Source organism: Cellulomonas sp. WB94 (assembly GCF_003115775.1).
GTDB lineage: Bacteria > Actinomycetota > Actinomycetes > Actinomycetales > Cellulomonadaceae > Cellulomonas_A.
Genome location: NZ_QEES01000001.1, coordinates 143,801 through 169,024, shown reverse-complemented (window position 1 = coordinate 169,024; position 25,224 = coordinate 143,801). Strand labels below are relative to the sequence as shown.

The 25,224-nt window shown below is 69.1% G+C and carries 20 protein-coding genes and 1 pseudogene; 10 read left to right on the top strand and 11 right to left on the bottom strand.

Annotated features, from left to right (window positions below):
* Positions 1-80 precede the first annotated feature (80 nt).
* From DDP54_RS00805 to DDP54_RS00780, 6 genes are all read right to left on the bottom strand, one after another.
* Positions 81-2,369 carry a hypothetical protein gene (locus tag DDP54_RS00805; RefSeq protein ID WP_109130135.1) on the bottom strand — a complete coding sequence of 763 codons (2,289 nt, stop codon included), beginning with the start codon at positions 2,367-2,369 and terminating at the stop codon, positions 81-83.
* Between the two features lie 593 nt (positions 2,370-2,962).
* Positions 2,963-3,811 carry a competence protein CoiA family protein gene (locus DDP54_RS00800; RefSeq protein WP_109130134.1) on the bottom strand — a complete coding sequence of 283 codons (849 nt, stop codon included), beginning with the start codon at positions 3,809-3,811 and terminating at the stop codon, positions 2,963-2,965.
* A gap of 279 nt (positions 3,812-4,090) precedes the next feature.
* Positions 4,091-5,275 (bottom strand): tyrosine-type recombinase/integrase, encoded by a 1,185-nt coding sequence (locus tag DDP54_RS00795; protein ID WP_109130133.1) that lies wholly within the window; start codon positions 5,273-5,275, stop codon positions 4,091-4,093.
* Between the two features lie 1,091 nt (positions 5,276-6,366).
* Positions 6,367-6,663, bottom strand: a complete 297-nt coding sequence (locus DDP54_RS00790; RefSeq protein ID WP_146192321.1) for a hypothetical protein — start codon at positions 6,661-6,663, stop codon at positions 6,367-6,369.
* Between the two features lie 423 nt (positions 6,664-7,086).
* Complete coding sequence (locus DDP54_RS00785) at positions 7,087-7,752, bottom strand: response regulator transcription factor (protein ID WP_242448134.1); 666 nt, start codon at positions 7,750-7,752, stop codon at positions 7,087-7,089.
* 32 nt (positions 7,753-7,784) lie between these two features.
* On the bottom strand, positions 7,785-9,089 hold the full coding sequence (locus DDP54_RS00780; protein WP_158274423.1) for a histidine kinase: 1,305 nt from the start codon (positions 9,087-9,089) through the stop codon (positions 7,785-7,787).
* Positions 9,090-9,279: 190 nt separating this feature from the next.
* Between DDP54_RS00780 and DDP54_RS00775 the strand changes: the two genes are divergently transcribed.
* Complete coding sequence (locus DDP54_RS00775; protein WP_242448133.1) at positions 9,280-9,954, top strand: DUF4352 domain-containing protein; 675 nt, start codon at positions 9,280-9,282, stop codon at positions 9,952-9,954.
* Positions 9,955-10,040: 86 nt separating this feature from the next.
* Here DDP54_RS00775 and DDP54_RS00770 read toward each other — a convergent pair whose 3' ends face one another.
* The 3 genes from DDP54_RS00770 to DDP54_RS00760 all read right to left on the bottom strand — a co-directional run bounded on the left by DDP54_RS00770 (position 10,041) and on the right by DDP54_RS00760 (position 14,472).
* Positions 10,041-11,555, bottom strand: coding sequence for an AMP-binding protein (locus DDP54_RS00770; RefSeq protein WP_109130128.1), 1,515 nt, complete (start codon positions 11,553-11,555; stop codon positions 10,041-10,043).
* Positions 11,556-11,625: 70 nt separating this feature from the next.
* Positions 11,626-12,870, bottom strand: a complete 1,245-nt coding sequence (locus DDP54_RS00765) for an OFA family MFS transporter (RefSeq protein ID WP_109130127.1) — start codon at positions 12,868-12,870, stop codon at positions 11,626-11,628.
* Positions 12,871-12,873: 3 nt separating this feature from the next.
* Positions 12,874-14,472: an acyl CoA:acetate/3-ketoacid CoA transferase gene (locus tag DDP54_RS00760; protein ID WP_109130126.1), complete on the bottom strand. Its 1,599-nt coding sequence runs from the start codon at positions 14,470-14,472 to the stop codon at positions 12,874-12,876.
* 198 nt (positions 14,473-14,670) lie between these two features.
* On the opposite strand from DDP54_RS00760, the gene DDP54_RS00755 reads away from it, so the two are divergent.
* The 5 genes from DDP54_RS00755 to DDP54_RS00735 all read left to right on the top strand — a co-directional run bounded on the left by DDP54_RS00755 (position 14,671) and on the right by DDP54_RS00735 (position 19,235).
* Positions 14,671-15,813, top strand: a complete 1,143-nt coding sequence (locus DDP54_RS00755) for an acyl-CoA dehydrogenase family protein (RefSeq protein ID WP_109130125.1) — start codon at positions 14,671-14,673, stop codon at positions 15,811-15,813.
* A gap of 83 nt (positions 15,814-15,896) precedes the next feature.
* On the top strand, positions 15,897-16,673 hold the full coding sequence (locus tag DDP54_RS00750) for an electron transfer flavoprotein subunit alpha (RefSeq protein WP_109130124.1): 777 nt from the start codon (positions 15,897-15,899) through the stop codon (positions 16,671-16,673).
* Between the two features lie 26 nt (positions 16,674-16,699).
* Positions 16,700-17,635 carry an electron transfer flavoprotein subunit alpha/FixB family protein gene (locus DDP54_RS00745; protein ID WP_109130123.1) on the top strand — a complete coding sequence of 312 codons (936 nt, stop codon included), beginning with the start codon at positions 16,700-16,702 and terminating at the stop codon, positions 17,633-17,635.
* Positions 17,632-18,951, top strand: coding sequence for an FAD-dependent oxidoreductase (locus DDP54_RS00740; RefSeq protein WP_109130122.1), 1,320 nt, complete (start codon positions 17,632-17,634; stop codon positions 18,949-18,951). Before DDP54_RS00745 ends, DDP54_RS00740 begins: the two co-directional genes overlap by 4 nt.
* Positions 18,927-19,235 carry a 4Fe-4S dicluster domain-containing protein gene (locus DDP54_RS00735; RefSeq protein ID WP_109130121.1) on the top strand — a complete coding sequence of 103 codons (309 nt, stop codon included), beginning with the start codon at positions 18,927-18,929 and terminating at the stop codon, positions 19,233-19,235. Before DDP54_RS00740 ends, DDP54_RS00735 begins: the two co-directional genes overlap by 25 nt.
* Here DDP54_RS00735 and DDP54_RS00730 read toward each other — a convergent pair.
* Both DDP54_RS00730 and DDP54_RS00725 read right to left on the bottom strand, forming a co-directional pair.
* Positions 19,216-19,941, bottom strand: coding sequence for a TetR/AcrR family transcriptional regulator (locus DDP54_RS00730; protein WP_158274422.1), 726 nt, complete (start codon positions 19,939-19,941; stop codon positions 19,216-19,218). The two genes, DDP54_RS00735 and DDP54_RS00730, sit on opposite strands and share 20 nt — an antisense overlap.
* Before the next feature lie 120 nt (positions 19,942-20,061).
* A pseudogene (locus DDP54_RS00725) lies at positions 20,062-20,541 on the bottom strand (pyridine nucleotide-disulfide oxidoreductase); the annotation flags it as partial.
* Positions 20,542-20,793: 252 nt separating this feature from the next.
* Here DDP54_RS00725 and DDP54_RS00720 point away from each other — a divergent pair.
* The 4 genes from DDP54_RS00720 to DDP54_RS00705 all read left to right on the top strand — a co-directional run bounded on the left by DDP54_RS00720 (position 20,794) and on the right by DDP54_RS00705 (position 25,223).
* Positions 20,794-21,828 carry a LacI family DNA-binding transcriptional regulator gene (locus DDP54_RS00720; protein ID WP_109130118.1) on the top strand — a complete coding sequence of 345 codons (1,035 nt, stop codon included), beginning with the start codon at positions 20,794-20,796 and terminating at the stop codon, positions 21,826-21,828.
* A gap of 139 nt (positions 21,829-21,967) precedes the next feature.
* Positions 21,968-23,224, top strand: coding sequence for an extracellular solute-binding protein (locus DDP54_RS00715; protein WP_242448132.1), 1,257 nt, complete (start codon positions 21,968-21,970; stop codon positions 23,222-23,224).
* A 222-nt stretch (positions 23,225-23,446) separates the two neighbouring features.
* Positions 23,447-24,286 carry a sugar ABC transporter permease gene (locus tag DDP54_RS00710; RefSeq protein WP_242448146.1) on the top strand — a complete coding sequence of 280 codons (840 nt, stop codon included), beginning with the start codon at positions 23,447-23,449 and terminating at the stop codon, positions 24,284-24,286.
* 145 nt (positions 24,287-24,431) lie between these two features.
* On the top strand, positions 24,432-25,223 hold the full coding sequence (locus DDP54_RS00705; protein WP_242448145.1) for a carbohydrate ABC transporter permease: 792 nt from the start codon (positions 24,432-24,434) through the stop codon (positions 25,221-25,223).
* The last annotated feature ends 1 nt before the right edge of the window (position 25,224 follow it).

Sequence of the window (25,224 nt, the reverse complement as noted above, 5' to 3'; positions counted from 1 at the left end):
AGACGGACCATTCGCCTATCAGACTGGTGAACTGGGCGGGTCCGGGCCTACTCCGCACGCCCCGGCATCTCCAACGGTGTCTAGGAAGACTCGTGCCGGAGTGCCCCGGGGACTCCCGGATCCGGCCATCGGGTCCGTGCCGCCCGACGAAGGATTTCAGCGACCACTGTCGGCAGGTCACCTGCTGGGGCGATCCGCGCCTCGGCCATGCGCTGCACGACGTCGGGGTAGGCCTGCTTGAGGGTGATCCCGGTCAACCGATTAGCCCAGTCCTTGAAGCTCTCATCGGACCGCTGCGTGTAGCGGCGCCTTCTCAGGAGGTCATCCCAGTTCTCGATCTCGCCGCCAAGGCTGCGTAGGACACCTTCGTCGAGGTAAGCGAGGATGTCGGGTCTCTCAAGGCCGAAGTAGTCCATCGTTCGACCCTGCTTCTGGACTTCCCGCCGCAGCTCGCGGAGCTTCACTTCCTCGGGTGTGTCGTGACCGTCCGGACTTAAGTCAAGGCGACGGCGACGCACGTTGTCCACAAGCACCCCGACGCGTGCGTTCAGGTGCTCGACGACAAAGTCAAGCTCCGCTGTGGCGAGGATCTGATGCGTCCCATGCATCCGGAGGATCTTGACTCCCGCCGCGCGCAACTCCGAGCCGTAGAGTGCGGTGAGGATGTCCCTGTCGTGATTCCCCTCAACGATCAGCACGTAGCCGGTGGACGCGAGCAGTTCGCCATGTCCTAGTCCCATTTCGCCGGCAAGAGCAGAGCGGGCAGTGAGGTCCGAAGCCGAGAGTGCCCTCAGGGTCGTTCCTTCACTCAAAGCCTGCGCGTGCACGAGTAGCCATCCCTCGAGTTCGAGGAAGTAGGGGCTGTGGGAGACGATGAGGGTACCGACGCCGCGTGCTCTCACACGTTCGAGGGCGCTCGAAACATGTCGCTGGCCGTCAGGGTGGAGGTGAGCCTCTGGCTCGTCGAAGACCCTGATGACGGGCCCCACCGAAAGAGACTTGAGGCCCGAAATCGAAGCTTCGGCCATCCGCCGGTCCAGACCAGCCTCCCGTCCCGAGAGGTAGACCCGCGCAGCCTCGCGAAGCGGTTGGTCCAGGGTCCTGTTGATCAGTTCGAGGGACTCAAAGTCGATGTAGTCATCGCTCGAGCCCTGGTGGCTTACGGCATCATCGATGGGCTCCATGACCCCCGTGAGCGCATCGGCGTCGAGGGTAGCGAGCATCTCGGTCTTCCACTGGGCTTCAGCGGCGAGGGCCTCGAGCGAGCGAGCCGCGGCGCCAAAGGCTTCGTCGACCCAGCGGCGCTCACCAGCTGACAGGTAGCGCAAGAAGTCGCTTCCGGTCGCGCCAGTGCTGCCCAGCGTCGCGCCGTCGGACCGCCTGATGAGTTCGAAGTCGGGTGGACCCGAGTTCTCGGTCGGCACTAGTTCGTATCGGTCGCCGAGGGTCATTTCTAGTTCCTCACGGAACGCCTCCGCGGCTCGGACCTGGATCCACCACTGACCGTCAACTTCGGCTTGGGATCCCCATGGAAGCCTTCCGAAGCTGGTCGTCAGTCTGTCGATCATGAAGGAGGTCGCATCGTAGGTCCGCTGGAGATCTTCCCTGACTTCCGCGAACGTCCGTTCGTGAGCGAGCCACTCGAGTTGCACGGGCGCCTCGTAGGAGTCGGGCAAGCGCATGATCTCGACAAGATCATCGCCCGCGCCGGGTGATGGCGGCAGAGTGTCGAGCGAGGCCCACAATGGCGCGAGCAGCGCCGGCGGAGGGGTGTCGTCGCGCATGAGCCCTCGAGTCGGTCGGCGACCCATCAGGGTCCGCCGGAAGCGACGAGTGACCTCGATCTCATCGGGCCGGTCCGCGAAGGGCCCTGGACGCCGCTTGAGCTGGACGTGTTCGAGCGAATACCGGACGACGGGGTGGGCGGCTTCAGAGGCGATGTAGTCGAGCATGTCGCGTGGAAGGCCCAGGCTCGCGATCGTCTCGACGAAGCTCCGGCCGGCGGACGCGCCGAGACTCTCCCACCATTGCCGGTCCTGAAGCACGCCGATCGCGACCACGAACGAGTCAGAGCCGCCGTGCAGCGGGCTCTCGAGGTCGAGCGCCATTGCGACCGACGCTCCGATCGGTAGGTCGTCCGGCGCGACCTGTACCAGCATCGAGAGCGCGTCCGGCTTCGGGACTTCCGCACGGCTCCAGGCGAGGTCGAGGGAGCGCGGTGTTCCCATCAGAAGGGTCAGGCACTCGAGGAGATTCGTCTTGCCTGAGCCATTGACTCCGAAGACCGCGAGAGCGTTGTGCCATGGAAGCCACACGTCGCTGAGGTTCTTGTATCGCAAGATCTGTACCGCGAGGATCTGTCGCTGCACACGCCCCTCCTCGTGTCGGACTGCTCGGTTCATGCCAATGTCAAGGCAACCAAGTCGCGGCGGGCGCGCGCTTCTTCGCACTGCATGGTAGTGGCGTCCCGCCGTGTCGTATGCGAGATCGGCCCTGAGTGACGGCGCAGGCGCAGTCGTAAACGTGTAGGCGTCGCCGCGGGATTCTGTCGACGTCGGAAGACTGACGCCCCTGGCGTCGTCGATACCTGCTCAGAGTTCTGCCGTCGTTGAAGCGGCTAGGTCAACGCCGATCATCACGGGCACGCACGGGACCGGCAGCGCTCCAGGTCGATTGACGTCGCAGGCAGCCGTAAGGGTGCGATCCGACGGATCAGCACAGCGTGTGAATGCCCAGCGCCCAGAGGCACTCCGCGAGTGGGCCCCTGCACACTCGGCAAAGGTGGGAGCCCGAAGCGACCGGCACCGCCGCGGGCGAGGGTGCCATTGGGTCCTGTCCCTCCGGTGGGCGACGTGCGCCCGTGCGCGGGCGGCCATCTCGCGTTCATGAGCCGCGCTGTCAGCGTCGGCGGCGGCCTTGACCCGCGCAGTCTCGGCGTCGACGAGCAGAATCGTGGGTGTTGTCAGCCCTCTTTCTGTGGACAGGTTGCATTCGGCCAGGTGGGTGACGGCCAAGTCGAAGGTCGCTCTCTGCTTCGGGACCGGTCGGCCTGGCGACCCGACCTCTGCAAGGTCGAGTCGCTGGAACCACTGGGAGTCGGCGCGCGCCTTGTCAAGGGGGTGCCGTCGCTCCATAGGGTCGCGATCTGGCTAGTGACGGGGTTGATGAACAGAACCGGCTGGCTGTCCGCGACGACGGCGCTGGTGAGTGCTCCGAGGCGGTACCCGCGCGCCGCGCCCTCCGGTCGCGTACCGCCAATCCGGTTGTCGGGTCGGAGGTAGCGGGCGGGGGAGTGGCCGAATATCCAAACCACAGTGATGCCTGCGCGCCGGTAGTCGGCGTTCTTCTCGGTCCAGGCAGCCACCGGGTAGGCCTTGTACTCGACCTCGAAGGCGACGCGTCTGCCGTCTGGCCAGGTAGCGAGGACGTCGGGGCGGCGCCGAACGTCGGGGGACCACTCCTCATCGTTCACGACGACGTCGATGCAGGCCGCGGCTGCGCGCTCACGCGCCCAGGCTGCGATCAGGTGCTTGGCCTGGAAGTGGTCCAATGACTCGGGCCCACCGGGATGGGTGTGCGGGCTCATGTGCACGAAGTGGTCGCGGTATGTGCCGCCCCTGGTGGTGAGCGGTGCGGGGGAGTCGCAGCCGGGGAATGGGCACTCGAAGTGCTCGCGCGCTGCGGGGCGGACGGCGGATGCCTGGCCGGCTGCGAGGAAGACGAGCTCGCCGGTCCGACGGTCGCGGGCGAGCACTTGCGCTGTCTCGCCACGCGCGAAGTCGTCGAGTGAGTCGTCGTGCCGCTGGGTCATGTGGACTGGTCTACCCGGGGCCGCCGACAGCCGGAGGTAACTGTCCACCCAGATGGCGCAGTCGGCGACATAGCGGATGGGCGGGTGTCACCCGAACGGCCTCCGCCGCGCCGTAGTGTCCCAAGGCGTACTCGGCGCGTTCGTCGGCTGAGAGCCAACGTGGGAGCCAACGTGCGCGCGAGTGCGGTGGCTGCGGAAGGAGCCGAGGCGCTTGACCTACACAGATCGTCGTGCCGCACCTGCCGCGGTCTTGTTCGCTCCGCCACGGGACCTGACGGCTCATGTTGGAGCGTGACGTCCCCTCGGGATGTCGATGAGCTGATTCATGGCCACCATGTGTCCAGACCGCACCGGCGCGATGGGGTGCCGGTAGATCTCAGCGGTGACGTTGACAGACCGGTGCCCGAGCGTGTCGGAGATGTCCTCGATCGGCACCCCGGCGGCGGACAGCAGCGACGCGGCAGCGTGCCGGAGCATGTGCGGGTGCAGGTGGGCGAGCCCGGCCTCCTTGGCGAGCCGGGAGTAGACCCGTCGAACGTTGGACGGATCCAGGGGAGTGCCGACCTCTGTGGTGAATACGAGGTCGTAGGTGTTGCGCCACGCCCGCCCGGCCGCGACCTGTTCGGCCTTCTGCATGCGGCGCTGGGCCTTGAGGGCGTCGACGACCGGGGGAGGGATCTCCAAGGTCCGCCGGCTCGTTGGCGTCTTGGGCGCGACGAGCATCAGCGCGCCCAGGGGAGTGCGACGCAAGCTCGCGGCGACCGTGATCGTGGGGCGCTTGCCCTTGGTCTTGACGTTCTCCCACGTCAACCCGGCAGCCTCCCCGGGCCGCAGGCCCAGCAGCAGCGAGACGGTGATCAGTCCGGCGAGTCGGTCGTCGGCGGCGACCCGAAGCAGCTTCTTGGCCTGCTTGACCGTGAGCCCGTACCGCTCGGCCTTGGGTCCGCGGCGCGACTGAACGGGTTCGGCGACGTTGCGGACCACAAGGTCGCGGCGCATCCCGAACCGCAGCACTCGGCGGGTCAGGTTCAGCGCGTGGCGCATGGACGAGGCGGCCATGCCGCGGTCGGCCATCACGTCGAGCATGGCGTCGATGTCGTCGGACCTCAGGTCCGCCACCCGCTTGGCTCCGAGCGTCGGCAGGATGTGCCCGCGCAGGATCCGCTCGTAGTTCCAGACGGTGTTCTCCGACAGGTCCGCCGGTAGTCCGCGGTCGAGCCAGGCGTCGGCGAGCTCGGCGAACGTCGTGGTGCGCGCGCCGACGTCGATGCCCGCCTCGCGCTTCCTGCGCAGCTCTTCCAGCTTGGTGCGGGCTTCGGAGCGTGAGGCTCCGATGACCTTGACCCGGATCCGGCGCCCGGCGAGGTCCTTGCCGACCTCGAGCCGCCCGACCCAGAACCCGCTCGTCCTGTCGAACGCGACCGAGCCGGTGCCCTTGTCGCGGCGTACCGTGGTGGTGCTCATCAGCCCTCCCGCAGGGCCCCGCGGGAGCTCCGCGGAATTGTTGAGAAAAGGACCCTATCTTGGACCCTATGACCAGCGTACGGCCCTGAATGCGCGCGAGCACTGACGAACAAAAACGTGGCCTGACCTGCACAGACGCGAACTCTGGCGGACGAAGAATGACCCAAGAATGGCCCTGGGGGTCAAGGGGTCGCAGGTTCAAATCCTGTCAGCCCGACAGTGTTTGTGCAGGTCAGGGTCTTGCTGGGGGTACTCCGGCAGGGCCCTGATCGCATGTTCGGAGGGTCTTGGACCCTATCCGGGCGCGGACGAGGGCGGCTGGGGGCGGGTCCAGCCGGTACGGACGCTCCTCGGCCCGGTCTGTCGCGAACGCCACTGGACCGTGATCGTGGGCCTGTCCACGGCTGAGCCACCGGCCCGACGGCACCCACCCCTGTCAGGCCGAAGCCGCAGGGCGCCTTGTTCCCGGCTCTGGCGCGGGAGGCATCGAGCCGATTCCACACCCCGGGTCACGGGCTGATCGCTTGGGCCCCGGGTAGGTAGCCGAACTCCGCTGCGGCATCCCGTGAGACGGCGGTCGCCCGTGTTCGACCGCGTGTTCGGCGACGATGAGATCGTGCGCGGCGTACGGCGTGCCGGTGCGGCGGACTTGAGCGATCAGCCGGGCGTGCTCGGCGTCGGTGGCGCCGGACGCCGCCGCGCGGAGCTCGGGCCGCGGCCGACGGTCCCTCGTCCCGGAGGGTTGATTCGGCCTCGCTGGGACTGCGGCCGCTCGAACCCCGAGACGATGGGTGACTTGGTCAGCAGACTGGGCGGAACGTTCAGTCTGTCAGGGCCGACAGTGCGGCGGGGGCCGCGGCGTCGGACTGAAGGATCAGCTCGGCCACGCAGCAGCCCAGAAGTGCATCATCAGCCAGCAGTGCGGCGATCGGGTCGGTCATCCTCGGTGGATCGGCATGTGCGGCGAACCGCGTGAGCGGCGCCACCCCAATGAGTGAACTCCCGGACGCCGGCCGTGACGCCGGTGACGACGCCCAGGTCGGCACGCCCTTCGCGATGGGAAGTGGCTGACCTCCAGCGGCCCGTTGAAGTCACTCGGTGGCAGAGGACCTTCGGTGTCGGCTGGCGAGGGCGTAGCCGAGTGCGCCGCTGACAGTGATAGCCCCGATGCTGGCTAGTGCGAGTCCCCACCAGCTGCCGGACTGCATCAGGACGAGCCGGCCGGAGGCGTCATTTGTGAACGTGGTGTTGGTCAAGGGCGCGTAGGCGAACCAACCGACGGGCTGCCCGGTGAGGCGGTTGCGCGCGAAGAGCGCGATGCCGACGATCAGCAGCGCGACTCCGAGTGTGATGACGGCGACGAGTCGCATGCGCAGCGCCCGGGGCATGCGCACATGTTGTCAGCGGCTCGACAGGCTGCACAAGGAATCGGACGAGGCCGGGCGCGCCGTCCTTGGACATCCTCACCTGGACGCCGTAGCGACCGGCCTGCTCTGGGCGCCGATACGCCCATGGGTGGTCTCACTGTCGGCGACGGACGAAAAGTAGGCCCGAGCGACGGGGGCCCGGTCCTGGTGATGGTCGCGGCGCACTCGAGGTTCATCACCGAGGCCGATGCCGAGCAGGCTCTGGCCGCCCTTCGACTGTTCGCCGACAACGCCTTGTGCGGGGCAGGACACACCTGGCTGGATCAGCACTACAAGCGCTTCTGGCGGCCGACAGGCAAGAGGCAGAGCCCCGCCGACGTCGACGGCGCCGAGTTGGCCCGGCTGCAACCACTCCGTTGTCAGCGCACCCGCAGCCCTCGCGCGTCAGGCGCCGATCGTGTCAGTGGGGTTGCCTGCGCGGTCGACGAGGACGGCGAGCTGCGTGCGCGAGGCGATGCCGAGCTTGGCCATCGCGCGCGACAGGTGGGCCTTGACGGTTGACTCCGAGCAGTAGGTCTGCGCGCCGATCTCCGCGTTCGACAGTCCGGACGGAACCAGTGCGGCGACCTCGCGTTCGCGGTCGGTCAGTGCAGCGAGCGCGTCGTGGGCTCGGACCTGGCGCTGGTCGTCGAACGCGTGGGCCAGGTGGCGGATCGCAGCACCGGCGGACGCAGGGTCGAGTGCCCCCTCACCGGCGGCGACGCGCTCGACAGCATCCGCGATGTGGTGCGGGTCCGCGTCTTTGGCCAGGAAGCCTTTGGCGCCGGCGCGCAACGCGGCCAGGACGGTGTCGTCGTTGCCGAAGGACGTCAGTGCGATGACGGCAGGCGGGTTCGGGCGACGCTGGAGCTCAGCGATCGCGGCCAGGCCACCGACGCGCGCCATGTGCAGGTCCATCAGGACGACGTCGGGGTGGCGAGCGTTGACTGCGTCGATCACCTCGTCGCCGTCGGCCGCTTCGCCGACGACGTCGATGCCCTGACTGGTCAAGATGCTCGTCAGCAGTCGGCGGACAAGTGAGTCGTCATCGACGACAAGGGCCCTGGTCACACCGCGAGCGTAGAGGCCACCACCGACACAGCTCAGGGATGAGGTACCCAGGGCAGGTAGGCGGTCACGACGTGCCATCCGCCGTCGACCCGTGCGTCGAACCGGCCGCCGAGACGCTCGGCCCGTTCCCGCATCCCCAGGATGCCGGACCCGGTGCCCGGCGCGGCGATCGCGGGTCCGGGCCGGACCGGGTTCACGACCCGGATCGTGACCCCGGCCTGGCGGCTGGCACGGACGTCCACCTCGATGGGCTGGCCCGGGGCGTGCTTGAGGGCGTTGGTGACGGACTCCTGAACGATGCGGAACACCGCGCGGGTCAGGGTCGGCGCGGCGGTCTGGGCGTCAGTGACGTAGACCGAGCTTGTGACCCACCGCCCATGGCGGCGCAGGTTGTCCAGCAGGCCGGCGAGATCTTCCAGGGTCGCCCCGGGCAGCGGGTCATCTTCGGTCCCGGTCCGCAGCGTGGTCAGCAGGCCCCGCATCTCGGCGATCGCGTGCTGGGCTGAGGAGCGCATCTGCTGGGCTGCAGCCCGCACCTCCGGTCCGCCCGCGCCGCGGTCGACCTCGAGGGCGGAGGCCTGCAGCGAGATCAGGGAGATGTGGTGGGCGACCGTGTCGTGGACCTCACGGGCGATCAGCTCACGCTCTTCTTGCCGGCTCATCCGGTCGCGCAGCTGGTGGGTGGTGACCACCTGGGCCTCCTTGTCGGCGACCGCGGCCGCGGCGACGTTGCGCCACCGGCGGACCAGGCCGGCACCGACGAAGGTCGCCAGGCACAGGATGGCCACCGTCCAGAACCCGGCGGCGGACGCGTAGGAGATCACCCCCGTCACCTGGTCCTTGCCGGCCAGAACCATGTCCTGCGGTGGTCGGGCCGAGTCCTTCCACAGGGCGGCGCCCGTCGCGGTCGCGGCCGCTGCCCCGCACAGCCACGCTGTCCGCGTCGAGGCGGTCGCGATGACCCACGTCAGGGTCAGCAGCGCGGCGAACGAGTCCAGCGGAAGCACGATCGCCGCCGCACTCGCGGCGAGGCAGAGGTACACCGGGAAGCGGCGGCGCAGGACGAGGAGGCCTGCCAGGGTCAGACCGACGAGGAATGCCACGACATCGAGCCAGTGCGCAGGAGCGCCGTCCGGGGTCCGGAATCCGGAGTCGAACGAGATGGCCACCAACGTGCAGAGCGCCCCCGTCGTGACCGCACCGACGGTCCTCGCCCGCGCCCAGCCGTGCCGGATCGGGGCCGGCACACGGAGCTGCGGCACCCGCACCGGCGGGGTAGGAGGCAGGAAGGCCGCCCGATGCGGCGCGACCGCCCCGTATGCATCGACAGCTGACATACCCGTGAGGTTAGGGGTGGCCTCCGACACTCTCGTCGGCCGATCGGTCATCGCTCGCCGACCGGGTGTACCCGATCGGGCACGGCGGGTGTGGCCGATCGGCTGACGTGCCCGGCCAGCCGATTCGTGAGTCTCGAGGCATGGCACTGACCGGGTCCGGTCGGTGGCCCCGTCCAACCTGGAGCACTCCATGTCGCAGCCACTCCCGCCCGCACAACCGAATCCTGGCTCGAACGTCCCGGCCGGCCCCTACCCGTCGATGCTCGGGCCGGAGCCCGTCAGGAAGCGCAGCTGGTTCGCGCGCCACAAGATCCTGACGGGCCTGGGCGCGATCGTCGTGCTCTTCATCGTCGTCTCGGCGGCAAACGGCGGGTCGAAGGACGCGCCAGCGGTCGGAGCGGCCACACCGGCCGCGGACGTCACGCAGGCAGCGGCCGCGCCGAGCGAGGCGGCGCCCGCCCCGGCACCCGCGGTGGCGGCCGTCGGGACACCTGTACGCGACGGCAAGTTCGAGTTCACCGTCACGTCGATCGAGCCCGGTGTCCCGTCCGTCGGGTCCGACGCGCTCGGGCAGAAGGCGCAGGGGCAGTTCGTCCTGATCCACCTGACCACCAAGAACATCGGCGACAAGGCCCAGTACTTCGACGGCTCTTCCCAGAAGGCGTTCGATGCGCAGGGTCGTGAGTTCTCCGCCGACTCCGGGGCTGCGATCTACCTCGCGGACTCGAACTCGTTCCTCAACGAGATCAACCCCGGCAACACGGTCACCGGGACCGTCGTATTCGACATGCCGCTCGACGCCACGATCGCCAAGCTCGAGCTCCACGACTCACCCTTCTCCGGCGGCGTGGCCGTCACGCCCTGACCCACACCCGGTGGCGCACGGTCTGCGCGGCGTTGCCGGATGAGCCCGCGGTGCTCGCCGCGGGGTCATCCGGTCCACCTGCGGCCTCAGGCCTCCGCCGAGGCAGCCGCCAACGCCTTGGCTGCGCATCGGTCGACCTTGCCGGTGGCGGTTCGTGGGAGGTCGGCGACGCAGACTATCCGGGTCGGCAGCTTGAAGCGGGCGATCGTGCGCGCCGCGAGCTCGCGCACCTCGGCGAGCGTCGGCGCCACCGGGCCGTCGCACTCCAGCACCGCGACGACCGTCTCGCCCCACGCGGGATCCGGTGCACCGACGACGACGACCTCGGACACCCCGACGAGAGTGCCGAGCGACCGCTCGACCTCGCCGGGGATGACCTTCTCCCCCCCGGTGTTGATCGCCTCGGTGCAGCGCCCGACGAGCGTGAGGCAGCCGTCCGCGGCGCGCACCGCGAGATCACCGCTGCGCAGCCAACCGTCGGGGGTGAGGGCGGCGCGGGTGGCCTCCTCGTCCTGCCAGTACCCCGGGGTGACCTGGGGCCCGGCGACCCACAGCTCGCCTGTGCGGCCGGGCTCGCACACGTCCTCACCGGTCTCCGAGGATACGAGCCGGATGCGGGTGTACGGCAGCGGGATGCCGACCGAGCCCGGCTGGCTGGCGAGGCACGGGGCGGGAAGGTGGGTCGCGGAGGGGGCGAGCTCGGTCATGCCCCACGACGGCCGCAGATCCAGCCCCCGCGCCCGGTAGCTGTCGAGCAGGCCTGGCGGTGTGGGGGCCCCGCCGATGATGGCGGCCCGGACGCCGGAGAGCTCGGCGGTGGTGAACCGGTCGCACCGGGCGACCGCCGCGAACATCGCGGGGACCCCGAACACCGAGGCAACAGTTCCACTCGCGAGGTCGTCGAGTGTGCGTTCGGGGTCGAACGTCCGGCGCAGGAGGACGGTTCCGCCATGCAGGAGCGTGCGCAGCGTGAACGCGTTGAGGCCGCCGATGTGGAACATAGGGGCGACCGCGAGCGTCACGTCGTCGCGGCGCGTGTCGAACACCTCGTCGACGTTGCGCTGGCTCCACCAGAGGTTGCCATGGGTGAGCATGACGCCCTTGGGACGGCCCGAGGTGCCCGAGGTGTACATGATGAGAGCGAGGTCGTCGGCCCCGAGAACTCGTCGCGGCGGGACCGCGGCCGGCGTCGGGGCGCTCGCGGCGTCGCGCGCAGTCAGGCACACCGGGACGTGTCGGCCGGCGATCGCGTACAGAGCGGCGAGCTCGTCCTCGACGACGAGCGTGTGGGGTGTGCAGTGGTCCAGAGCGATGCGCGCCTCGGCAGGCGCGAGCCTGAAGTTCAGCGGCACGTACACCGCGCCGAGGTGCGCGGCGGCGAGCAGGGTCAGCAGGGCCGCCGGGCTGTTCCGGCCCGCGTAGACGACCCGGTCGCCCGGTCGGACGCCCCCGGACGCGAGCAGCCCGGCCAGGGCGACTGTCGCGTCCTGCAGACGGCTCGAGGTCAGCACCGCGCCATCGTCCGCGACGACCGAGACGGTCGCTGGTCGGCGTCGCGCGAGCTGGGCGAGCGCGGTGGCGGGGCTGAGGTCGGGGTTCATGACGTTTCCGGGGTGAGGCGTCGGGGGGTGCGCAACGGCTCGGGGGAGCCGTCGCGCACCCCCGACGGGTTCAGGATGTTGCCCGGGCCGGCTGCGGGGTCGCCGTTTCGGTGACACTCGTGCGGCCGAGGCGGGACAGGGCCAGCGTCAGCCCCAGGCCCACGAGGGCCACCACGATCGCGATAACGAACGGCGTGGTGTAGTCGCCCTTGGCGCCTCCACCGAGCGTGGCGCCGATCTTGGGTCCGAAGTACGCGGCTACGGAGTAGCCCGTGAACATGATCCCGTAGTTCATCCCCTGGAAGCGTGGGCCGTAAGTCTTCATCGTCAGGGCCGGGAAGACGCCCATCACGCCGCCGAAGCACAGGCCGAGCCCGACGATGCCCACCACGAAGCCCAAGGTCGAGTGCACCGTGAGCAGGACGGCGAGGGACAGTGCCACGACTGCGTAGATGAAGGCGATCGCGTTGGTGTACCCGATGCGGTCTGACAGTGCACCCCAGGCGAAGCGGCCGAGGGCGTTGCAGATCGAGTAGACCGACACCAGGAGCGCCGCCGTGGCGGCGGAGATCGCGAACATGCTGGTCTGGGCGATCGGCGACAGCTGGGAGGCGATCATCAGGCCCGAGAAGGCACCCGCGGTCAGCATCACGAAGATGAGGTAGAACGCCGGGGTGCGCAGCATCTGCGCCCACGTGCTGTTGACGACCGCGGGCGTCCCGGTGGGCGGCGTCCAGCCGGTGGGCAGGAAGCCGACCGGTGCGGGCCGGATGAGAAGCGTGGCCGCGACGACCACGACCGCGTAGACGACGCCCATGCGGACGAACGTCGCACCGACCCCGACGGAGTCGATCAGGGCCCGGGCGACGGGGGCGGCGATGACGGCACCGGCGCCCATGCCCGCGGTGAGCACGCCGGCGGCGAACCCGCGACGGTCAGGGAAGAGCTTGATCGTGTTGTTGAGGCAGCCCGAGTAGGCGAAGCCCTGGCCCAGCCCGGCGATCAGGCCGTAGAAGAGGTAGAGCTGGGCCGTGCTGGTGGCGGAGCCGGTGAGGATGAACCCCAGCGCGAAGAGGATCGCGCCGATCGTGATCGACCAGCGCGCACCCCCCCGGTCGATGATGAAGCCGCCGAGGATCATGGGGATCGGGGCGATCGCACCGTTGATGATGAAGGCGTTCATCACCTGGGGCATCGTCCAGTCGTGCGCCGCGCTCAGCGGCCCGGCGAACACGGAGAACGCATAGATCGCGCCCGTGCACAGCAGGATGAGGACGGATCCGGTGAGGACACGCCACCGGTTGATCGTGGGCATGGGTCAGGCCTTTCCGACGAGCGCGGGCGTCGTTGCCGGCCGCGCTGAGGTGATCTGGGTGCCGAGCTCGCCCCAGACCTCGCGGAAGATGCCGGCAGGCATCAGTGCGAGGTCGGGGGAGATGGTGGGGGCGAAGTCCATCTGGTCCAGGACATCGGTCTGCAGGTCGACACCGGGCGCGATCTCGATGAGCGTCATGACGCCGTCGATCAGCTCGAAGACGGCGCGTTCGGTGACGTAAAGGACCGTCTGGCCGCGCGTGGCGGAGAACGGGCCGCTGAACGTGATCTGCTCGACGTGGTCGAGGAACTTGTGGGCGCGGCCCTCGGTGACGACGTCGAGCGATCCGTCGGTCACCTCGACCACGAGTCCGCCCGCGGTGAAGGTCCCGGCGAAGATGAGCTTCTTGGCCGACTGGCAGATGTTGATGAAGCCGCCGCACCCGGCGACCCGCGACCCGAACTTCGAGACGTTGACGTTGCCGGCCGCGTCGCTCTGGGCCAGCCCGAGGACCGCGACGTCCAGACCGCCCCCGTCGTAGAAGTCGAACTGCGAGTGCATGTCGACGAGCGCCTGGGGGTTGTAGGCGTGCCCGAAGTCCTTGAGCCCCGCGGGGACTCCGCCGATGGCGCCGGCCTCGGTCGTGAGCAGGATCTGGTCGCTGACGCCCTCCTCGGCCACGACCGTGCCGACGTCGGCGGGGATGCCCACGCCGAGGTTGAGCACGGTGTGCGGGGCCAGCTCCATCGCGCAGCGGCGCGCGATGACCTTGCGCTCGCTCAGCGGGATCGACGTCACGTCGGACATCGGGATGCGCAGCTGGCCGGAGAACGACGGGTTGTAGTACGTGTTCTCCGTCTGGAAGTGGTTCTCGGGCTGCGAGACGACGAGGTAGTCGATGAGGATTCCCGGCACCTTGACGTCATTGGGGTCCAGGCTGCCGGCGGCGGCGATGGACTCGACCTGCGCGATGACGACGCCGCCGCTGTTGTGCGCGGCCTGCGCGATCGGCAGGACCTCCATCTTCAGGCCCTCGTGCGTGAGCGTGAGGTTGCCGTCCTCGTCCGCGACGGTGCCACGGATCAGGGCCACGTCGATCGGGAACGACGGGTAGAACAGCCACTCCTCGCCGGCGAGCTCGATGACCTGGACGATGTCCTCGACGCTCGACGGCGACATTCGGGCACCCTCGACGCGCGGGTCGACGAACGTCCCGAGCCCGACTTTGGTGATGACGCCGGGGCGCTTGCCTGCGATCTCGCGGTACAGCTGGGTGATGACTCCTTGAGGGAGGTTGTAGGCCTCGCACCCGTCGGCCTCGATGAGCTTGGCCAGCACGGGCGAGGCGATCGCGATGCCGCCGATCCAGCGCTTGATCAGGCCGTCGTGGCCGAGGTGGCTCATGCCCTTGTCGCGGCGGTTGCCGACCGCGCTGGCATGCATGACGGTGAGGTTGCGCGGAGCGCCCTGGTCGAGGAACCGGGCCTCGAGGGCGATGAGCGTCTCCTCGTTGACACATGCCATGCCGAACCCGCTCAGGGCGACGGCGTCGCCGTCCTTGACAAGCTCGGCGGCCTCGGCCGGCGTGATGACCTGAGTCACGTGTGCGCTCCTTCGTTGGAACCGATCTGCACGGTTTGGCTACACGTCACAACTTTGCGGACGAAGTGGGTCGGTATTTAGGACCATCGTCCTGTGATTGGGCACATCGGTCGCGGCAACGATGGTCCCGCGGCGCCGCGACGGTGCCGTCGCGCGACATCGGGACGCGCCCCACAGCCAACTGAGAGGTCGACGACCATGGACTTCGGACTGACCGACGAGCAGCAGCTGCTCCTGGAGAGCCTCGACGAGCTGCTCGAGCGCGAGTGCCCCGAGTCGTACATCGCCGACCTGGATGCCACGCACCAGCCGCCGACGACCTTCCGCCGCGCGATGAACGAGGCCGGCTTCGGCTCGCTCGGCTTCCCCGAGGAGTTCGGCGGCACCCCGAGCGACGCGCTGACCCTCGTGATGCTCGCCGAGCGGGTCGCGCGGCAGGGACTGAACAACGGCTACGGACTCGAGCTGCTCCAGGCCAAGGACATCCTCGAGTTCGGCTCGCCCGAGCAGCAGCAGGAGATCCTCGGCCTCCTCGCCGCCGGAGACGTGCCGTTCGCGCTCGGCTTCACCGAGCCGGGTGCCGGCTCGGACAACTCGGCGATGACGACGAGCGCCGTCCACCACGACGGCGTCGTGACGTTCAACGGCACCAAGACGCTCATCACGAACGCGCTGCAGTCCAAGTACCTGCTGCTCATGGCCAAGAACCCTGACGTCGAGGACCCGCGCAAGGCGATCTCGATGTACCTGGTGCCGATGGACGCACCGGGCGTGACCACGAACCGGCTCGAGAAGATCCTGTGGCACATCTCGGACTCGTGCGAGATCTTCCTCGACGACGTCACGCTGCCCGAGTCCTGCCTCGTCGGCGTCAAGGGCAACGGCTTCAAGCAGCTCATGCGCAACTTCGAGCTGGAACGTCTCGTCATCGCAGCCAACTGCCTGGGCATGGCCCAGTGCGCGTTCGACGACGCCGCCACGTACGCCGCGCAGCGCGTGCAGTTCGGCAAGCCGATCGGCTCGTTCCAGCTCATCCAGCTCAAGCTCACCGACATGGCGATCAAGCTCGAGAACATCCGCAACTTCGTCTACAAGACGGCCTGGATGGTCGACCAGGGCGAGCCGCTCAAGAGCCAGGGCGCACTGTGCAAGCGGTACTCCGCGATGGCCGCGTTCGAGGTCGCCGACGAGGCGATGCAGATCTTCGGCGGCGTCGGCGTGACCATCGGCACGCGCGTCTCGCGGCTCTGGCTCGACCTGCGCGGGCACCGGTTCGGCGGCGGCACCGACGAGATCATGGTCCACATCGCCGGCCGCCAGATCGTCAAGGACCACAGCTGACTCGGGCCGCAAGCCCGACCCACACCCGCAGCCGTGCGGGCCACGCACCGCGCAACGAACCCGCGCCCCCCTGAGGAGAACCCATGAAGATCGTCGTCGCCTACAAGTGGGCACCGAACCCGCAGGACGCCGATGTGCGCCCAGACGGCTCCGTCGACTGGAGCCGGGCCAAGAACGCCGTCAGCGAGTACGACCCGGTCGCGTTCGAGCTCGCGCGTCGTCTCGCCGACGCCACGGGCGGGGAGGTCGTCGGACTCACGGTCGGCGCCGCATCGATCGACACGCCGCTCGCACGCAAGGCGGCACTGTCGCGCGGGCTCGACCGGCTCGTCATGGTGGCCGACGACGCGCTCGCCGGCGCCGACGGCACCCGGCTCGCCGGGGTCCTCGCCGCCGGGGTCCGGGCGATCGGCGACGTCGACGTGGTCCTCGCGGGCGACTCCTCGGTCGACATCGCCGAGGGCCAGGTCGCGATGACGCTCGCGGGCGAGCTCGGCTGGCTCGGGCTCAACGCGGTCAGCAGCGTGACGGCCGGTGACGGGGGAGTCGTCGTCGAGCGCGGCCTGCCGTCGGGCGTCGCGACGCTCGCGGTCACGGGTCCCGTCGTCCTGGCCGCATCGAGCGACGCGGTCGTCGCGCGCGTCCCCGGGATGAAGGACATCCTCGGCGCGGCCAAGAAGCCGGTCGAGCTCGTCGCCCTGACCGACCTCGCGGTCCCGGCCGCCGAGGTCGCCCTCGTCACTCTGGCCACCGCGAAGCCGGACGCCGGCGCGCGACAAGGCGTCGTCCTCGACGGCGCCGACCCCGCCGCCGCCGTTGCCCAGCTGGTCGGCGCGCTGCGCCAGGCCCGGGCCCTCTAGCCACCGACGCACTTCAAGGGAGCACCATGAACGTCACATCCCAGTCGTGGGTCGTCCTCGCCGACGACCCCGCTGTCAGCGCCCTCGTCGAGGCTGCGCGCGTGCTCGGCACCGAGGTCGTCGCTCTCGTCGTCGGGCGCCGTGAGATCGCCGAGCAGACGGCCCGCGCCGGCGTCGACCAGGTGGTCTGGCTCGGCGAGCCTACCGACGGAACCCCCGTCGAGGCCTACGCGGGCGAGGTCGCCCGGATCATTGCCGACGCGGCGCCCCGGGTCGTCCTCGGCGCCGCCACTCCCGCGGGCCGGGTGATGCTGGGTGCGGTCGCGGCCCGGCTGCACGCGCCGGTCCTAGCGGGCATCGGCAGCGTCGAGCTCGCGGGCGACCAGGTCGTCGTGAGCCGGACCGTCCTCGGCGGCATCGCCGAGCACCGGACCGCGGTCAGCGGCGGGACCGCGGTGCTCGCGCTCGCACCCGGAGCGCCGGCCGATGCGGCCGGCGTCCCAGTCGCGATCGAGGAGGTGCCAGCCACGCCGACGACCAGCGCGACGATCACCGACGTGCGCGTCAAGGAGCAGGCCAAGGTCGACCTCGGCGCGGCACGCACGGTGGTGGCCATCGGCCGGGGGCTCAAGACGCGCGAGGACCTGGCACTCGTCAACGACCTCGCCGAGGCGATCGGCGGCGAGGTCGCGTGCTCGAGGCCGCTCGCGGAGGGCGTCGACTGGGTCGCCAAGGAGCGCTACGTCGGCATCTCGGGCCAGCACATCGCGCCGGACCTCTACGTCGCGATCGGCATCTCGGGCCAGCTCCAGCACATGGTCGGGGTCCGCGGGGCGAAGGTCGTCGTGGCGATCAACTCCGACAAGGCCGCGCCGATCTTCGCGCAGTGCGACTACGGCATCGTCGGCGACCTCTACCAGGTCGTCCCGGCGCTGACCGCCGCGCTCGGGGCCGGAGCGTGACCACCGAGGCCGCCGAGCCCGACTTCGACGTCATCGTCGTCGGCGCCGGCCCGGCCGGCTCGGTCGCTGCCTACCGCCTGGCGAGGCACGGGCTGTCAGTCGTGCTCATCGAGCGCGGCGAGGCACCCGGGTCCAAGAACCTGTCGGGCGGCGTCCTCTACGGGCGGGTGCTCGACACGGTCTTCCCCGGCTACGTCGACCAGGCGCCCGTCGAACGGACCATCACGCGGCACGTGACGACGTTCCTCACCCCGGACTCGGCGGTCGGCATCGACTACCGCGGCTCGGCGCTGGCCGAGCCGGTCAACGCCGTCACGGTGCTGCGCGCGAAGCTCGACCCGTGGCTCGCGGAACGGGCGGAGGAAGCCGGCGTCTTCCTGATGCCCGGCGTGCGGGTCGACTCGCTGCTCACCGAGCCGGGTCCGGACGGTGCGGTGCGCGTCGTCGGCGTCCGCGCCGGGGAAGACGAGCTGCGGGCTCGCGTCGTCGTCGCGGCCGACGGCGTCAACTCTTTCCTTGCGCAGTCGATCGGGCTGCGCGCCAAGCCGCCGACGCACCACATGGCCGTGGGGGTCAAGGCCGTCGTGCAGCTTCCGCGGCAGACGATCGAGGACCGGTTCGGCCTGACCGGCGACCAGGGCGCTGCGCACGCGATCGTCGGCGACTGCACGCTCGGCATCGGGGGCGGTGGGTTCATGTACACCAACACCGAGTCGCTGTCCCTCGGCGTCGTGCTGCGGCTCGACGACCTCCTGCGCTCGGGACGCAAGGTCATCGACGTCTTCGAGCACTTCCTCGCGCACCCGGGGCTCGCGCCCTACCTGCGCGACGGGACGGTTCTCGAGTACGGCTCCCACCTCGTCGCCGAGGGCGGCATGGAGATGGTCGGCGAGGTGACCACGGACGGCATGGTGGTCATCGGTGAGGCAGCCGGCCTGACGATCAACAACGGCCTGACGGTGCGCGGGATGGACCTCGCGATCGGCTCCGCCATCGCCGCGGCCGACGCCATCGCCGAGGCGGTCGCGAGCGGCGACACCACCAAGGCCGGGCTCGCGGGCTACTGGCGCCGGCTCGAGGAGGGCTTCGTGCTCAAGGACATGCGCACGTACGCGAGGGCACCGAAGTTCCTCGAGCGCACCGGGATGTACGGCGCGTACGGCGAGCTCGCGGCCGGCCTCTTCCACGACGTGTTCAGCCTCGACGGGTCGCCGCGCAAGCATCTCCTCGCGGTGGCGCGCGATGCGCTGCGCAAGTCCCCGGTGAGCGTGCGACAGCTGGTCAGCGACGGATGGGCAGGGGTGCGAGCACTGTGAAGGCGACGACGGTTCCCGAGCGACTGGCAGCGAACAGGTTCGAGATCGACGAGGACGAGTCCCACATCGTCATCGACCAGGCGCTGTGCCGGGCGACCGGCACCGGCAAGGCAATCATCGCCGTCTGCCCGGCGGGCGTGTACAGCGAGCGCGAGGACGGCACGATCGCCACCGACTACGCCGCGTGCCTCGAGTGCGGGACCTGCCTGGCCGTTGCGGCGCCGGGAGCGCTGCGCTGGCACTATCCGCGCGGTGGCTTCGGGGTCAACTTCCGAGAGGGCTGAGGCCGACCGCGCGCAGCTGGTTGTCGACCATCTGCTCGATGTAGTCCGCGAGGTTCAGCCGCACCCGGTCGACCAGCTCGGGCGGAGTCACCAGGACGTGCATGAAGACTGCGCCCTCGACGGCGTCGAGGAGCTGCACGGTCGACATCGGCGACACCCCATCGACGAGCTGGATCGCCGCCTCGACGCGTCGCCGCTCGTCCAGGACAAAGTCCGTGATCGCCCGGCGGCGGATGTCCGCGAAGACGTCGGGGTGTGCGCGCGCCTCGACGTACAGGCGCAGCATCGCGATCCCGGCGTCGCTGAGGTACAAGTTGGCCCGACGCGTGGCGTGCGCGATGAGGTAGTCGCGCAGCAATGGCTCCGCGACCGGCTCGCCGAGGTCACCGTCAGCTGCGCCACCCTCGGCCGCTTCGACGGCTGCGCCCAGCTGCACCTCGCGCAGCGCATCGGTCAGAAGACTCGTCTTGTCAGGCCAGCGCAGGTAGATCGAAGACTTGCCGACGCGTGCCCGCGTGGCGACCTCGTCGATCGTCATCGCGACCCAGCCCTTCTCGCCAAAGACCTCGAGGGCGGCGCTCAGGGCTCGCGCTTCAAGATCGGGGTCGCGCGGGCGACCACGGCCGCGGCGGGGCTCCTCCATGACGTCGTTGAGCTCCTCCGGCTCACGGATGTCTGCTGCGGTCGGTGAGAGCTGGTCTGGCACTCTCCAACCGTAGCCGGTGGGCGTCGTCCGCCTGACGGTGCTCCAGGCAGCCATGTGCTCCTGCAAACCTGGGAATCGAGAATGCCTCCGCCGACGCACCTGACATCTGACGTGCCGGCTCTAGGCCCCGGGTGCGGGGAGCGCAGCGAGCACCTCGTTGAGGGCCTGGGTGCTTGAGGGGTGGGTCCAGATGCCGTCCCGCAGGTCGGCCGCGCGGACCCCGGCCCGAATCGCGAGCGCGACGAGGTTGATCAGCTCCTGGGAGTCGACGCAGAACAACGTCGCGACGACGAGCAGCTCCGTGTCCGCATCGACGACGAGCTTGATCAGCCCGTGCGTCTCACCGACGATCTTCGGTCGGGGCATCGCTGCGATGTCCGCGACCTGCTTGGCGACCACGTGGACGGCCAGCCCTTGCGCCCGCGCCTGCGTCTCGGTCAGCCCGACGCGGGACAGCGGCGGGGTCAGGAACGTCGTGGTGGGAACGGCCACGCGGTCAGTCGTGCGGCGCGTGCCACGACCGACGAGCTGGTCCAGCACGATGCGGTGGTCGTCGTAGGAGATGTACGTGAACTGGGGCGACGCACATACACCCACCGCCAGCGGAGCGCCGCAGCGCCGGCACGTCGCAGCGTGTTGCAGGGTGATCTCCGGGACTGCTGTCAACCAGACCGACAGCAGTCCCGTTTGTGCCACGGCTGCACGGTGGGCATCGATGCGACTTGCCCACCGGGTGCTGGCGGGCACGGCCGGTCAGCGCCGTGGTGGAGTCGGCTGGTTCGGGTCGCCTCTTGACAGCGCCGGAGTCGGCGTGCACTATTTCGCCAACGACAAAACGATTGGGCACCCACGATGACTCAAAGCCGAGTCACGATCAGAGACGTTGCCGCCGCGGCGGGAGTGTCGATCACGACCGTCTCGCACGTCCTGACGAACGCCTCCGGCAAGCGCATCGCTGCGGAGACCCGGAGCAGGGTGCATCGCGCGGCGACCGACCTCGGGTACGCCGCCAACCCGGTGGCCCGCACCCTGCGCACGCAGCGTTCCCAGTCCGTCGGCCTCGTGGGCGACGAGATCGCCACAACGCCCTTCGCAGGCAAGATCATCCTCGGGGCACAGGACGTCGTGCGGAAGCACGACGCGGTCCTGCTCGTGACGAACACCGCGTACGACGCCGAGCTCGAGCAGCGGGAGATCCGCGCCCTGCTGGACCGGCACGTCGACGGCATCCTTTACGCCGCGATGTACCACCGGGTGCTGGCCGTCCCGGCGGTGCTGCACGGGGGACCGGTCGTGGTCCTGAACGCGAGGACCGAGGACCCGGCGGTCTCGTGGGTCGTTCCCGACGAGTACGCGGGCGGGTGGGACGCGGCCGACGTGCTCGTGCAGGCTGGCCACCGCGTCGTCGGGATGGTCAACAACGAGGACGACATCCCAGCGAGCCATCTGCGCGAGGCCGGGTTCCGGGCGCGGTGCGCTCAGGCAGGTCTGTCTGACGCCAACATCACCGTCGTGTACGCCTCACCGCTGCCCGAGGGAGCGTATGGCGCGACGGTCCGACTGCTTGCGCAGGAGAACCGCCCGACAGGGTTGTTCGCGTTCAACGACCGCATGGCGATGGGCGCCTACCGCGCCGCCGCCGTCGGTGGCCTGCGGATCCCGACGGACCTGTCGGTGGTCGGCTTCGACAACCTGGAGATCATCGCCGAGGGGCTATACCCGAGCCTGACAAGCCTGACCCTGCCGCACTACGAGATGGGTGCGTGGGCCGCCGATCAGCTCTACGCCCAGATCGACGCTCCGGCGGGCGCCCCGGCCCCCGTGCGGACCGCCAAGCTCCGATGCCCGGTCGTGCACCGGGCGTCGGTGACGTCGCCTCCCCGGTAGCCCCCGGGGAGACGACGGCCATCACCGGACCGCGTGCTCACGCGCGCGGTCACCGGACCATCAGTGATCCATCAGTGACAACGGAGGGAACCCAGTGTCTTCCAACACCATGCGTCGCCTCACAGCTGGCAGCATAGCTGTGGCGAGCATCATCGCCCTGGCTGCCTGCAGCGGTACGTCGTCCAGCTCGTCGTCGAGCGGGACCGGGAACGCCACGATCGATCTGTGGACGCACAACGGCGGCAACGACGCCGAGCTGGCTGTCGACCAGAAGATCGTCGACGACTTCAACGCGAGCCAGACCCAGTACAAGGCCAAGCTGACGTCCTTCCCGCAGGCGTCCTACAACGACGCCGTCGTGGCTGCGGCTACCGCCAAGAAACTGCCGTGCGTCGTCGACATCGACTCCCCGAACGTCCCGAACTGGGCGTGGGCCGGCTACCTCGCCCCACTCAACCTGCCGGCGAGCACGTTCGATGGGCAGCTCCCGAGCACGATGGGCACGATCGACGGCAAGGTCTACTCGTATGGTCACTACGACGTGGCCCTGGCCATGTTCTCGCGCACGTCGGTGCTCAAGGCCGCAGGCGTTCGCATCCCGGCGGTGGACACGCCGTGGACCGGCGCCGAGTTCGCCGATGCCCTCGCCAAGATCAAGGCGACGAGCACGTTCCCGTATGCCCTCGACCTCGGGACCGCTGGCGCCGGCGAATGGCTCCTGTACGGGTACTCGCCCTTCTTGCAGAGCTTCGGCGGGGACCTGATCAACCGGTCCGACTACAAATCCGCTGACGGTGCACTGAACGGCCCGGCGGCCCTCAAGTGGGCGGACTGGATGCAGGGTCTGGTCAAGGACGGCTACATGTCGGCCAAGTCAGGCGCCGACGCAACCGCCGACTTCGTGAACGGCAAGAGCGCGATCCTGTACTCCGGCAGCTGGGCTTCCGCGACGGTCGCCAAGGCCTTCGGCGACGACGCCGTCGTCATCCCGCCGCCGGACCTCGGCTCGGGTCCGAAGATCGGTGGCGGCTCGTGGCAGTGGGGCATGACCCAGCAGTGCAGCTCGCCTGCGGCTGCCAGCGCGTACCTCACCTTCGCGCACCAGACGAAGTACTTCGTCGACTTCTCGAACACCCTCGGTCTGATCCCGGCGACCACCGCAGCGGCGGCGGAGATCCCGAACTACTCGGCGGGCGGCAAGGACGAGATCTTCCTCAAGTTCGCCCAGAAGTTCGCGCTCGTGCGTCCCGTGACCCCGGCATACCCGTACATCTCGTCGGTCTTCCAGAAGGCGACCCAGGACATCCTGTCGGGCGGCAACCCGAAGACGATCCTCGACAAGGCCGTGAGCGACATCGACACGGACATCAAGCAGAACGGCGGCTACACGTTCTGAGTCTGTCCCGGCAGGCCGGCGGTGGGGCGACCCGCCGCCGGCAGTCCGGCCCACCCCGAAGGGCATCTCATGGTCTCCACAGATTCGCTCGCCCCCGGGCACGACACCGGGGCCACCACACGCACGCGTTTGCGTCGCGGGCCGTTCTCCAGCGGCCAGCGCAGCCCGGGGGAGACCCGGGTGCGTTCAGCCCGCTCGCACGAGTCGCGCACCGCCGCCTGGATGGTCGGCCCCGCAGGATTCCTGCTGGTCCTGTTCCTCGTGATCCCAGTGCTCCTGGCATTCACTCTCGCCTTCACCAACTCGCGCCTCATCTCACCGCGTCCGGCCCACTTCATCGGATTGACGAACTTCGTCAACCTCTTCCAGGACTCGACCTTCTGGGCGTCGTTGCGCAACACGCTGTACTTCGCGGTCGTCGTGGTGCCGGTGCAGGCCGGCCTCGCCCTCGCCCTCGCGCTGCTCGTGAACGCCAAGGTCCGTGGAACGAACTTCTTCCGCACCGTGTACTTCGTGCCGGTCGTGACCTCGATCGTCGTCGTCTCGCTGCTGTGGCGGTTCATGTACCAGCCGGACGGGCTGCTCAACCAGTTCCTCGTGTTCATCACGCTCGGCCACTTCACACCGATCGACTGGCTGAACAACACATCCACCGCGATGCCGGCGATCATCATCATGTCGATCTGGCAGGCCGTGGGGTTCCACATGATCATCTGGCTCTCGGGTCTGCAGACCATCCCGGCCGAGCTGTACGAGGCCGGTGACCTGGACGGTGCGACGGGGTGGAAGAGGTTCCGGTACATCACGTGGCCGAGCCTCGCGGCCACCCGCACGTTCATCCTCATCACAATCACGATCGCCGCGCTCAGCCTCTTCTCCCAGATCAGCGTGATGACCCAGGGCGGCCCGCTCGACTCCACGACGACCCTCGTGTTCATGGCCGTCCGCACCGGGTACCAACAGCTCGCAACCGGCTACGCCTCGGCGATCTCGCTGGTGTTCTTCGCGCTCGTCCTCACCGTCGCAGCGATCCAGCGCTTCCTCACCAGGGAGAAGGCCTGACATGACCACCCTCACCGCTCCGTCCACTACGACACCGGCACCACAGGCGTCAGCTGGCAAGGCCGCGGCCACCCGACGACGCGCCGCGGTGGTGCTGACCCTGCGCATCGTGCTCGCGCTGGTGTTCACCCTCCCTCTGATCTTCATGTTCGTCTCGTCCCTCAAGCCGGACCTGCAGATCTTCAAGGACCTCGGCAGCTGGAGAGCGTTCGCGCCGATCGGGCACATCTCGTTCGACAACTACCTCGGCGTGTTCGACCGGGTGCCGTTCCTGCGGTTCCTGCTGAACTCGATCGGAATCTCGGCCATCACCGTCGTGCTCGGCCTCTTCATCAACAGCCTCGCGGCATTCGGGCTGTCCCGGCTGCAGTGGCGCGGTCAGCAGCTCGTCCTGACGGCGATCATCGCGACCCTGATCGTGCCGTTCGAGACGCTCGCGCTGCCGCTGGTGTGGTGGGTCAACAAGCTGCCGTCTCTCGAGCTCAACGGGTTCCACCTTGCGCTGACGACCGGATGGCTCGACACCTACCAGGTGCAGATCCTCCCGTTCGTGGCGAACGCGTTCTCGATCTACCTCTTCTACCAGTACTTCTCGAGCATCCCGCGAGAGCTCGACGAGGCTGCGCGCATGGACGGCGCGAGCCCGTGGCGGATCTACCGCAACGTCGTCATGCCGTTGTCCGGACCGGCAATCGCCACCGTCGCGATCCTGACGTTCCTACCCGCGTGGAACTCCTACCTGTGGCCGCTCATGGTGGTCCAGACCGAGAACCTTCGCCCCGTCATGGTCGGGATCCAGTACTTCTTCCAGCTCAACGTCGCATGGGGCCAGGTCATGGCCTACGCGTCGATGATCACCGTCCCCGTGCTGGCGCTGTTCCTGGCGTTCCAGCGCTCATTCATCAACTCCATCGCCTCGAGCGGTGTGAAGGGCTGAC